8 protein-coding genes and 2 pseudogenes are annotated in these 11,992 nt (G+C 39.9%); all 10 read right to left on the bottom strand.

Annotated features, from left to right (window positions below):
• Positions 1 to 514: 514 nt before the first annotated feature.
• Positions 515 to 1,219 carry a hypothetical protein gene (locus AB3N00_RS02660; RefSeq protein ID WP_413033174.1) on the bottom strand — a complete coding sequence of 235 codons (705 nt, stop codon included), beginning with the start codon at positions 1,217 to 1,219 and terminating at the stop codon, positions 515 to 517.
• A 20-nt stretch (positions 1,220 to 1,239) separates the two neighbouring features.
• On the bottom strand, positions 1,240 to 1,953 hold the full coding sequence (locus AB3N00_RS02655) for an ABC transporter permease (RefSeq protein WP_413033173.1): 714 nt from the start codon (positions 1,951 to 1,953) through the stop codon (positions 1,240 to 1,242).
• On the bottom strand, positions 1,950 to 2,804 hold the full coding sequence (locus AB3N00_RS02650) for an ABC transporter ATP-binding protein (protein ID WP_413033172.1): 855 nt from the start codon (positions 2,802 to 2,804) through the stop codon (positions 1,950 to 1,952). Before AB3N00_RS02650 ends, AB3N00_RS02655 begins: the two co-directional genes overlap by 4 nt.
• Positions 2,805 to 3,122: 318 nt before the next feature.
• Positions 3,123 to 3,908: a glucose-1-dehydrogenase gene (locus tag AB3N00_RS02645; protein WP_413033171.1), complete on the bottom strand. Its 786-nt coding sequence runs from the start codon at positions 3,906 to 3,908 to the stop codon at positions 3,123 to 3,125.
• Positions 3,909 to 4,228: 320 nt separating this feature from the next.
• Positions 4,229 to 4,617 (bottom strand): annotated as a pseudogene (locus AB3N00_RS02640) (SDR family NAD(P)-dependent oxidoreductase); the annotation flags it as partial.
• A gap of 366 nt (positions 4,618 to 4,983) precedes the next feature.
• A complete protein-coding gene (locus AB3N00_RS02635; RefSeq protein WP_413033170.1) occupies positions 4,984 to 5,136 on the bottom strand; it encodes a hypothetical protein in 153 nt (50 codons plus the stop codon).
• A 1,065-nt stretch (positions 5,137 to 6,201) separates the two neighbouring features.
• Positions 6,202 to 6,906 (bottom strand): DUF1361 domain-containing protein, encoded by a 705-nt coding sequence (locus AB3N00_RS02630; RefSeq protein WP_413033169.1) that lies wholly within the window; start codon positions 6,904 to 6,906, stop codon positions 6,202 to 6,204.
• A 241-nt stretch (positions 6,907 to 7,147) separates the two neighbouring features.
• A pseudogene (locus tag AB3N00_RS02625) lies at positions 7,148 to 7,246 on the bottom strand (peptidase E); the annotation flags it as partial.
• Between the two features lie 10 nt (positions 7,247 to 7,256).
• Entirely contained in the window at positions 7,257 to 9,188 is a 1,932-nt protein-coding gene (locus AB3N00_RS02620) for a fructose-1,6-bisphosphatase (protein ID WP_413033168.1), read from the bottom strand.
• Positions 9,189 to 9,952: 764 nt separating this feature from the next.
• Positions 9,953 to 11,692: an ABC-F family ATP-binding cassette domain-containing protein gene (locus AB3N00_RS02615; protein WP_413035175.1), complete on the bottom strand. Its 1,740-nt coding sequence runs from the start codon at positions 11,690 to 11,692 to the stop codon at positions 9,953 to 9,955.
• Positions 11,693 to 11,992 lie beyond the last annotated feature (300 nt).

Genomic DNA, 11,992 nt, shown 5'->3' with positions numbered 1-11,992 from the left:
GCTCCTTCATTCAGGCCCTGATTATTACGCATCATTTTTGCTTCTTCTACTAGAATTTCGTCTGCTTCCGTACTAAGTAATTTTATGACTCCCCGTTAAGCAAAGAAAGCCGCTATATTTGCGACTTAAAGAATTTATCAGCTTTCATTATAATTATTTACGGCTGAATCTTACCAATAAAAAACGTCCTTTCATACAACTCCATTTATAAGCATCCATTCCAGAAAACACTCTTCAAGTCATCTAAGTTACGCTATCCTGCCCGACAGCACGAGGAAAAAATCGATTCGTTATTTGCTTAATCGGCAATCGGACTATGTTCTTGTCCATTCCGGTATTACCGGTACCAGTTCATGTCCTTGGCACGGGACAAGAACTGGTACCGATAAGATAAAAAAGCCGCTAATATAGTGACTTCAATGGGAGTATGTTCGTGTCTCCCGAAACTTGGATTAATCACTCATGTTCAGCATCGTCCTTTATCATGGGAAGTGTCTTTTTTCGCGGAATATATCTAGTCTGCTCTTTTAACAAACACCCGGATCATCATCATCAGAATAGCAATATGAAAAATAAATCCTACACTAAAGTAAGTCAATGCAGCGAATGATGCACCCGATATTCCAGTTATAAAAACCATTGCTGGCCAATAGGTAGGGATCCAAATGCCTACCCATTGCCATGGATCTGGCACAAAAAAAATAACAATAGGGCCAGCGATAAATAAAAGCGCACCTATCTTGTATAAAGCTAATCCCTCTACTTTGTTAGCAGAGAAAGCTGCCACCAGCAGTGCAAACCATGGCGCTTCTATAGCCAATAACAATAGCATAAGCAAAATCCCCACACGGAACTCGGCTAGTCCTGAGCATAATATAAACATCACGGTTAGCACGGCACTTAAGATTGAAGGCAGAGTTAATCTGTAAGATAGATAACCTCTTTTCATAAGCGGGGTTACTGCAAAATAGGAGATGAGGTTTTCATCTCGTTCATCCAACATTAATAATCCAGTCATCATACCTAATAGCATGGGGATCGTTACAACCAGAAGAACTGCAGTAAAGTCTCTGAACTCGTTTAAATCGAAAGAGTAACTTGTCTGCAGCCATTGAGCTGCCATCGGAAATCCAAACCGAGTGAGTAAGATCAAGATCACCGGGCCCAAAAAGCCAACCAGTAATACCGGATCCGATCCTGCGTGACGAATATCGTTCATCAAAAGTACTCGGTACCGATTCACTTTCCAGCTCCCCTTTCCCCAATTCCTCCTAAAACATACTCCTTATAAGATCGTTTAGCCCAGCTATAGATCGCATAATTCCATATGATCAAAACCAAAAAAGCGTAAAGAATCTCTTCAATCGATAAGGGAGAGGATGCCGATCCTAAAAGAAGTAATGTACCCTCCGTAGGAAAAATCTGAAATAGCCTAGTATTCCATACATCAAAAAAAGCAAGCAAAGGAAGCAATAATGGCAGCGCATAGACTTGAGACATTAGGATAAAACCGTTAATCGTCTGGTACCGAACGACAACCCCGATCGATAATAACGTCATAAGACTCGAAGTTAACACTACACCCGCTGAAAATAAATAAGGGGATTCCGGAACTCCAATTGATGTTGTATGAATCACCCACGCCGCGATCAGAGATAAAACAGATAACGAAGCTACTTTGGCGAACAAATAATCCCGAATAAGAATAGGTGTAACAAAAAGGGGATCGTGAACTCCCTGATCTCGCTCTAGAAGCAATATGCCTCCAGCCAAAATCAATCCCAGTGCACTCGGATCGCTAAAAGTTAACAGAATGACGGTCTTTTCCAAGTACTTATCAGGGACAAAATTCAGCAATGTCCAATAACAGGCACACACAAAGGCATATACGATATAAAATCCATGGCGCCACTGGAATCTGATATCAAAGGCAAAGGCAGAAATGAATCTCATACGAGCTCTCTCCCTGTAACTTCAATAAATATTTGCTCCAGTGAAGCCTCTTGGGAATGAATCGTCTCAATTGAATAATTTCGTATAAGACTTAAAAACATTTCATTATCACCTAGTCCCTGCTGGGGAAAAGCTGCGCTAATTAATTCCCCTTCTTGACGATACTCAACCCTTACTCTTTTTTGTCCCTTACGAAGTTTAAGTTCACGAGGGGAATCGATCAGTTTGATTTGTCCATCCACGATAAAAGCTACGCGATCACATAATTCCTCTGCTGCTTGCATGTTGTGTGTTGTTATTAGAACCGTTTTACCTTCTTCTTTTTTCTCCAGAATGAGATCCTTCATCTGTTTGGCATTAACCGGATCCAAACCTGATGTCGGTTCATCCAGGAAGAGAATATCAGGGTCATTCAAAAGTGCACGGCAAAAATTCAAACGCATTTTCATCCCTTTTGATAGTTGAGACACCCTCAAATTAGCTGCTTGATCCAAACCCACTTGCTCCAATAACCCTTTCGGGTCCTCTGTTCGCCCAGCATAAAGTGACCGGAATAGTTTTAAGTTCTCTAACACAGAAAACTTGGAGTAAAAGTTTGGAAATTCAAAAGCGACTCCAATTCGTTCATAGTAGTCAGGTCCGATATCCTTGATCTCTTTATCCATCACCTTAACATTGCCTTGATACCCCTTAAGAACACCTATCAGTATTTTTTGCGTTGTACTTTTGCCAGCTCCTGATGGACCAAGAAAACCAAAGATCTCTCCCTTTGGAATATGGAAATTCATACGATGAATCGCAGGCTCTGTCTGTCCCGGATACGTAAATTTAAGGTCCCGTACATCAATCACACCTAATCCTCCTCCCCGTCTTTCAACAATGGTTCAATGTGCTTACAATTTCGCAACACCCTATGGATCGATGGATCACAACTAGAATATAAAGATGTTCATTTGATCAGTACTTCATATGAACACATCATCTCCTCTTGAGAATTAACTTCAGTATTAAGGCAAAAAAGACAAAAGGAGCCCGCTGTGTGCAGGCTCCTCCATTTACAACCATTTTCGATTCATCCATTCAAGTATTGATGTTAATTTAACACGTGTAAGATAATTTTGGCAACAACATTTTAGATGGCTTAGTAAATCATGAATTCCTACTGTTAATTACCCACGTCCGCCCTGAAAGGAAGGATATTTTGTCATCCCTCCATCAGCGATTAGTGTAATCCCAGTGACATAACTGGATTCCGTAGAAGAGAGCCATACAGCCACCGCCGCAATTTCTTCAGGCTTACCGATGTATCCGAGCGGTACCAGATCCTCAACCGATGCTCGCAACACGGGATTGGCAAATTTGACTGCGTTAATGGGTGTATTGATCGCACCTGGGGCGATGCTATTTACGCGGATTCCGCTTGGGGCAAACTCCAGAGCCAGCGTCTCGGTCATCATCTTGACCCCACCCTTGCTCGCAGCGTAATGAAGGAAATGCGGCCATGGGATAACTTCATGCACACTGGAAATATTAATGATGCGTCCTTTGATATTATGCTCCAGCATATAATCCACGGCCTCTCTGCAACCGAGAAATGTTCCAGTTAGATTTACATCAATGACTCGCTTCCAGTCTGCCAAACTCAGCTTTTCTGACGGAACCTCATTCTCTATACCAGCATTGTTGATCATAATATCGAGGGAGCCAAAGTGCTCATGTGCCGCCTGAACCAGCTTCTTTACGTCCTCTTCTTTGGAGACATCACCCTGTACCCCGATGGCCTGTCCACCTTGTAATTTGATTTCATCAATGATGGGCTGTACATTTTGATTATTACTGTAGTAATTAATCACAACATTAGCTTTTTCCTCACCAAAACGTCGTGCCATCGCCTCTCCCAGGCCGGTGGAAGCACCAGTAATGACAACTGTCTGTCCTTGAAGATCCTGATACACCCTGCTAACCTCCTGTATCCATTGACTGATATGTTCTAAGTTACATTAACCAATCCTTTTCTGCCATGAACATGATCTGATCCTCTGATTCAATCAGCGGGAGCAGAAGGGCAGTTATCCATTAGTTCTTACTAATATGTTTATTATTCGGAGCGAGTATGCAGATGCAGCAGGATGTTGAATGGTGTTCTTCAAGCTATATTGTTTTCAAACCCTGTTCTCAACCTAATTTGAAACACTATTAATTCCCTCCCTTGTTGGCCTTGTTTAATTCAACTATCCTGCCTGTTAGCTTATTGATTTAACGAGGAAAAGAACCGTCTAGTTATATGCCTTACAGCAGTCGTTGCTAGCGGAACGAATCCAAGCGCAGAAGTCGTGTTAATGATTACGGCCTCTTCTTTGGACTTCAAATGTTCGATTAATGAAGAAGTCATCCGGATCGGTCCAAGTAAATTCGTCGTGACTGTTGAAACCAGAACCTCTTCGTCAAGAACATTCGCAGCGGTTCCTTAATACTGGAAGGATTCTGTATGTCCAGTTCAACTGCAAACATGCCCGGATTTGCTTGAAGGGTTTCTTCCAGACACTCTTTTCGTCTACCCGAGATGATTACTTTGTTTCCAAGTTTGTGTAATGCTTCTGCCAATGCACGACCAATTCCTGAGCCGCCACCAGTAATAAAATTTGTATTCCCTGTAAGCTTCATTTGTATATCCCTCCAAAATGTATGATTTAGCATTAATTTAAATTTATTAATACGTTGTTAGATGAAAAACATGAGCGCTGTCAATTATGTCTCTATACCTGTTTTCGCATGGACGAACCACCTTTATAAGGGTATACTATTACAACACGAGTTACTTTAGTCAATCAGTTCCCGAATGAAGGGCGTGTATTGCTCAATTGCACCACTCACCCTTACGCCAGAATTGACGGAAACCTGTTCTTGTTCCTCAACAATCAGCAATTATTTCCCTTACATACTCAGAACACTCATGAACCAACTCATGTAACTTATCCGACTCTACACATCTTTTTTCTAACAATGGGTTTTCCCAATCAAAATCTTTAATTACAAACACAGCAAATTCCCTTCTAACCAGCCAACGTCAATTGTAATATTCTTACCATCATTATAGCTGACTTGAAAAATATCTTCTTGATCCAAGAATTTCGTTCCATTGTAAGCAATCATTCCTGGTGAGAAAACGATGTGATCAAACATTAAGTATGTTCCCTCCCGAGATTTAATTACCAGATAGCGTGTCCCTTTAAGCAGCCTCTAACTCCTCACGTATTTCTTCTTGGGTCATAGTTTCTACCGGCATATACTCTCCATAAATACTGTAGTCTCCAGAGTCATTGTATAAATGTACCTCATTGCTCGTGTTACCATTTGTTGTAAGGCTAGATGAGCTTTCTTCTTACTATTTGGAAGTCCCTGTCCCTAATAAACGAACGGTGTCATTATTAATGTCATATCGCTTTAATGCTTCAGTAAGGATCTCTTCAGTGAATTGCTCTTTAATTTCCCGTATCATCTTCTATACCTTATTTCATTCATAATTTAAGTAGTTGCATACTTTATTCAATCGAAAATTCCCGCGACCACCTAACGTAAGGCCTCCTGCTGACCACTTTCTAGGTAGTTGTCCAGTAGCGCCCTCTCTCAGAAGCACATCGAGTGTTCGTTTAAGCCTAGCAGCGGCAATCCCAACATACGGAACACTAATTGGATATACTACTTTCGTGTTTTTATTAAGCTATCGTTTATACGTTAGCGTACCACCAATTGGGATTAAATCAGAAGTAAAACTGCACAAGCAAAAATACAGCTAATTATCGCAGTGAAAATTTGAAGACAACAAAATGAGACTTTTTCCAGAAAAATTCTTTTTTTTTGAACAAAGCATGAGTAAAATAACACAGTAATCACAATGGGCAAATACAAATGGAGATCCGGCCCATCACTACTCGGCAAGACTTTATTAATATATCCACCTATAGTTTCGTTAATTAACATACATCCATATGTAACTCCGATTATCCCTGAAATAAAAAACTGAGCTGCTACCTGAACTAGACTTTTCTTCGAAGAGAAAGGAACAAGTTTTCGGTATAGGTCATTGACCATAATATATTGTGCCTCCTCAATTTTTTATAATTATCCCTTCTATATTTAACCATAAAGTACCAATTCACAGGTAGACTCATTCTAAGCATTCCGCGTGATGACGTCACATCTTGGAGCTAACCTGCCCATTAACTTAGATGAATCAACGAGCAGCATTCATTCGTTACTAGACCTTGCAGTCAACAAGGATACAATAACGTATGCAAATATTTGAATCGCAAATACAATGGCCACAAATTCAATAACGATACTGTTTCCTACAATGATATCATTCACTAAATCCTTAACAATTTGCCAAGGCCTAGACAATACATCCCACGAATTCCACCGATTAAATCTCCCAATGTATACGCCCAAACTACTTAATAGTAAAATAGCGCCTATAACCATTATGTTAATGTACTTATTGACTAATTTGTTTAACACTCCGTGTATTTGAATGATCGAGCACGTCGAGAGAAGTAAACCTAGTATGGCTACGGCGAACGTTAGGGTGAGGTTATACCAAAAATCAATATTGATCCAGAACCGGGTTTCTCCTTGAGCATCGAAATATCTGAATGAATGCAGGATTTCAGTAAAAAGGTAGGCCGAATTGGGCAGGAAAAAAAGCCAACCTACACTCATCGGCGCCATCCAGATCAGGCTCATTTTCTTTGCTTTCTTATTGAATGTGTAACTCATGCATGATGAAATAATATACGGTACCCATGCCAGGAACATATCCCAGGTTAAGAATTGATACATATTCGTATCTGATTGAATACGTAAATACCTCGCAACACCTAAACAACATAACGTAGCCGCAAGCAAGGTTACTATAAAACGAAAATCTTGAACAGGATGTTTGTTATCATTCATTCCGTTGCTTCCATTCCCTTTCCTTGGGGATTCAAAACTGCAAGGCATCCAGATAGTTATTTGAGATGAGCAGTCAATAAATATTTGAATATCCAGATTATAACATGTATTTATTCAACGATCCTGCCCATTATATGAACAAAAGCAGCTGATCACGTTGGTCAGCTGCTTCCTTGTTTTTTTATGGAGCTATTGTCTCCCGTTAATTCAACAACGGGGGATATCAGAGTGTAAAATGCTTTCACTTCTCTTCAGAGACAACTTCCACTGCTCCATCGATTACTTTGATGGCGGTTTGATCAACAATCGCATAAGACGGTCCTTGAATCCCCGTGGCCCAAGCAATAGTTTCATTTCATGTAGCGATAATCGAGTAGATCCTTCAAATTCGAGATTTTCTGCAGCAGCTTTTCCCCAACATTGGTTTCCCTCACCAGTTTCCGCGCCAGTTCTTTGTCCACCAATCTTTTTATAGATAACACGTCCGTTCCGTTACATAATACATCTTCTTTTGAATTAAATTTCTGATGGGCGACGAGCTGCATACCAAAGGAGTTATACAACAAGGTATATCCGGCAATGCCCGTTGTGGATTGATAAGCTTTGGAAAAACCTCCGTCAATGACGACCATTTTTCCGTTTGCTTTAACGGGGCTCTCTCCACGAATTTCTTTGACTGGCGTGTGGCCGTTAATGATATGCCCATGATCCGGATTCAAACCAAACTCCAGCAGGATTTTCCGGCAGATCTCCTCATTTTCACGTAAATGGTAGTAAGGATTCTTTCTCTCCTTATGTGCTTCTTTATCTTGGATAAAATACCGTTCAAAAGTGGTCATTTCTCTCTTTCCAAAGAGCGAGGAACATTCCCCTGTCCAGATGTACCATACCATATCCGTCGCCAGATCTTCTGTCTCTTCCGGATGCGCAAAGGCGTAACGCAAATAATTTTCAAGAACATCAAGCAGCTGACGGCCCGAACACGTCTTGTCTTCAATCTGCATTTCTTCCATATTTCCTTCTTCATCCAAAGGAATACAGCCGTGGATTAACAAATTCCCGTTGTATTTTAAATAAAGGCTGCCCTTTTTCATGAGAAAATTCATATGTCTGGCCAGCTTTTCGGAATGCTGAACGGAGAACAGCAGCTTTTCCATCACCTCGCGTTCTTCCTCCAGCAATTGTGCAGGCTGCTGCGGATTTACGGTAGCGAAACAGGTGTTTTCCAGCAGGTACGTTTTACCGCAGATTTTGATTTCATTTTTGTCGTAATCAATCTGCTCCAGCAAAAGTCTTTCAGACATATTAAAGTATGGGCGTCTTTTGATAATCGGGATTTCAAGTTTAAACTGGATCATGGCAATGGCTTGGTGGATTTTGGTAATCTGCAGAATTTCCTGCTCGGATACGTTATGGCCCGCCTGCAGCTTAGGTCTGAAGGACGGATTGTCTTCATAGTATTTCTCCGCCAAGTTTAGCAGTGGGCGTAGATTTATTCCGTATACATCTTCAATGATGTCCAGATTGTCGTATCTGGCGCAGATCCGGATAATATTCGCAAGGCAGACCAAAGAACCCGCGTAGGCACCGATCCAGAGGACATCGTGGTTCCCCCACTGAATGTCTACAGAATGGTAGTTGATTAGTGTATCCATAATTTTATCGGGGTCAGGCCCCCGGTCATAGATATCTCCAACCACATGAAGATGGTCAACGACCAGGCGCTGGGTCGTATAAGCAAGGCCGATAATGAGCTTGTCCGCCTGGCCCAAGGATATAATTTGCCGATATATTTCCTCGTAATAAGGATCCTTATTGTTGGTCGTATCCGTCTTGTATAGAAGCTCTTCCACAATATATACATACTGCTCCGGCAGAGCTTTACGCAATTTCGAGCGCGTATACTTGGAAGAGGCATAAGAAATAAGCTTAAGCATATGTTCGATCGTGTGTCTATACCACTGGTCCAAAGCCTGTTTATTGCTCAAGTCTCCTATAACCAGCTGTATCTTTTCTTCCGGATAATAAACGAGCGCCGCAAAATCATTGATTTCTTGATCCGTCCAAACCTCCCGGAACAATTCTTTGATTTTCTCTTTGACGGTACCCGAACCGTTTCTTAATACATGCTGAAAAGCCTGGAACTCCCCATGCAAATCACTGACAAAATGCTCTGTTCCTTTCGGGAGATTGGAGATCGCTTCAAGGTTGATGATCTCTGTTATGATTTTTTCTTCCGTATCATATTTCTCGGCCAATAAATCTAGAAACTGCTCATCCAAAACAGATATCCCCCTTCAAGGAAGTATGGTGATGTATAACCGGGTCCAAAAGCATTACACTTACAATAAAATTCCGCTCTATAAATGTTTTTCGTACAAACGTAATGCTTTCGGCATGCCATCTGCACAGGTCATTAAAGCTCGAAGATATCGCTCCATATGTGGCATTGATTTTATAATAAATTTCCAAAGGCAATCCTTTTGAACAATAGCTAAAAAACATTGGGTTTCTGGTAACCCTTTAGCTGTATGGTTAACAATAAAAATAAAATCATTTATATGGTGATTAACAGCATTGCCTCCCCCATCATACTCCAGATCCCCATATATGAACAAATTTCATTGCATGGATGTACTTTGGAGTTGCTCATCTAAGCCCACTGACTCACGTAATTTCCCGCTGCTTAAACCTTTCGATACCCTAACTATAATGGTGATTTTGAATGAAACAATGTTAGTTCAATCCTACGACTTTTTATGTTAATGTGCATTTGTCGCGCAACATCATTTCCACCACGCAACTGTTTAGATAAAAATCTAATCGGGAATGACACAATGTTCTTGTCCCGCTACAACGATTGATAGCTGTATCAAGAAATCAATACAGTAAAAAGACACTGATATTCTATTCATCAGTGTCTTTTTTATGGCTACTTTTCTACCAACGTCATGTTTCATCGTTGAACTCAGATTAATTCACTTTAGCCCTATTCGCTGTAACTGACTTCACTTTCTTGCAAACTTTTCAATCAGAGTGTTGTAAATTAGAGCAACTTAATTAGCTCTTCCAGCTCATCAACTAATACTTTTGCGGATTCAAAATCAGTATCTTTCAAAGCCAATTCTATTTTCATTTCAACTGACTTTTTCTTTTGTTCCGTTTCTAAATAGTCTTTATTAAAATGACTAGCATAAATCATCTCTCTAAATTCTAGCATACTCATTTTTCTAATCGTTTTATCGTCAATGATTAAAACATAATCCATACCATTTACAACAGAATAGAAATCATGAGAAATCATGAGAATTGCACCTTTATAGTCCTCTATGGCTTTCTCCAGTGCTATTTGTGTATAAGTGTCTAAATGGCTTGTCGGTTCATCAAGAAGCAACACGTTTGCTTTACTGGCAGAAACTTTAGCCAATTGAAGCATGTTTTTTTCTCCACCAGATAAAGATTCTATCTTTTGATTAAGGATTTCTCCTTGAAAGCCATAGTTTGAAATATACGATCTAATCTCATCATAAGTTTCAAACCCAGCCTCGATGAATTCATCTAGTATTGTATTGGAATCCTTTAGCATTTCGCCTTGAAGCTGAGATAAATAAGCCACGTTGACATCAGCATTTATTTCAATTGAATCATGATTATTTTTAAAGATTTCTCGGAGTAAAGTTGTTTTCCCGGTACCGTTTGAACCGATAATGGCTACTTTATCTGTAGATTTTATCTCAAAGTTAACATTGTCTAAAAGCAACTCATCAAAGGCAACGCTATAATTATTGACATTTATAACAGTGGTGTCTTCAAGTTCATTATCAATACCAAAACTGATATTCGGTTGTTTAATATCAACAAATGGCGCTTTAATTCTGCGCGCTTCCAATCTTTCTGTAAACTTAACTCTAGCTTTTAAAGCTCTACCTCTGGATGCTTCTGCATTATAAGTTGCGATAGCTCTAAGATTATGAACGATGTTCTCGTTTCTCTCAATTTCTTCAGCTTCAGCGATTGTGAGTTCTTGTAACTCAATTTTAGTCTGAAGTAGTGAGAAGTTATAATCAATATATCGCCCATCAAACTCTTGGATCTCCGTGTTTTCAAGATGTATAATTTTGTTGAAACAATGATTCAATAGATATCGGTTGTGCGTAACAACTAGCAGCATTCCCTTGTAGGAATTAATAAGTTTTTTAAGCGCATTTAGATTTTCAAAGTCTAAAAATACATCTGGTTCGTCCATAATCATCAAGTCCGGACGATTAAGCATTTCCTTCATCACTTGAATAAGTTTGAATTCCCCACCACTCACGTCGGATATACTAAGATCTTTGAGCTTCATGAGATTGGCCAGATTTAGCTGCTTATTAATGGTGTTTTCAAAATTATCTCCGTCCATCGAATCGAATGCGTCCAAAGCCGATTGAACCTTTTCCATCAGTGCATCCATATCCGACGTGGTTTCCATTTCAGCATAAATCGCTGTGATTTCATCTTGTATCTTGATAAATTCTTCTCCGATATATTCAAAAACGGTCATTTCTTTGGTTTTATCTACTTGCGAGAACTGACTCACATGCCCGATTCTGCAATCTGGGTCTATCTCTAACTTGCCCTCGAACAAATATCTTTCCGGATCCATCAGTATATCGATCAGTGTACTTTTCCCACTGCCACTTGTTCCGATAAAAGCGCAGTGTTGTGCCTCTTCAAACGTAAATGAAATGTTTTTATATAGTTCCTTTTGTGGAAATGAGAAGGATAGGTTATCAACTTTTATCATAGTGTTACCTTTCTTTACAACTAAAATGGTGACTATTATTAAATGTCTTGTCAAAGACAGACTTTTAGAGTAACACTGTTTACCAACAAGTACAATCCATTTTTAGCCCTTACCCTCACTTCGAATTTATGCCTGATCGGTAATGGGAATATGTTCTTGTCCCTCGACACTCGACAAAAAAAAGCCGAATGGATCGTTCTCATCCACTCAGCTCTTAGGGTTATTTTACAATAATTTGTAGAACATCGCTTACCGTTGTTCCACTTCCATTCATATACTCATCGCGATATTGATAAACGC

This window comes from Paenibacillus xylanilyticus (assembly GCF_047246825.1).
GTDB classification, from domain to species: Bacteria; Bacillota; Bacilli; order Paenibacillales; family Paenibacillaceae; genus Paenibacillus; species Paenibacillus xylanilyticus_B.
The sequence above is the reverse complement of the archived record's forward strand: the minus strand, read 5'-3'. Positions and strand labels throughout refer to the sequence as shown.

Excerpts from the sequence above, each read along its gene's own strand:
- AB3N00_RS02660 (WP_413033174.1), bottom strand. The coding sequence starts at position 1,219 with ATGAACGATATTCGTCACGCAGGATCGGATCCGGTATTACTGGTTGGC.
- AB3N00_RS02630 (WP_413033169.1), bottom strand. The coding sequence starts at position 6,906 with ATGAATGATAACAAACATCCTGTTCAAGATTTTCGTTTTATAGTAACC.
- AB3N00_RS02655 (WP_413033173.1), bottom strand. The coding sequence starts at position 1,953 with ATGAGATTCATTTCTGCCTTTGCCTTTGATATCAGATTCCAGTGGCGC.
- AB3N00_RS02635 (WP_413033170.1), bottom strand. The coding sequence starts at position 5,136 with ATGTTTGATCACATCGTTTTCTCACCAGGAATGATTGCTTACAATGGA.
- AB3N00_RS02615 (WP_413035175.1), bottom strand. The coding sequence starts at position 11,692 with ATGATAAAAGTTGATAACCTATCCTTCTCATTTCCACAAAAGGAACTA.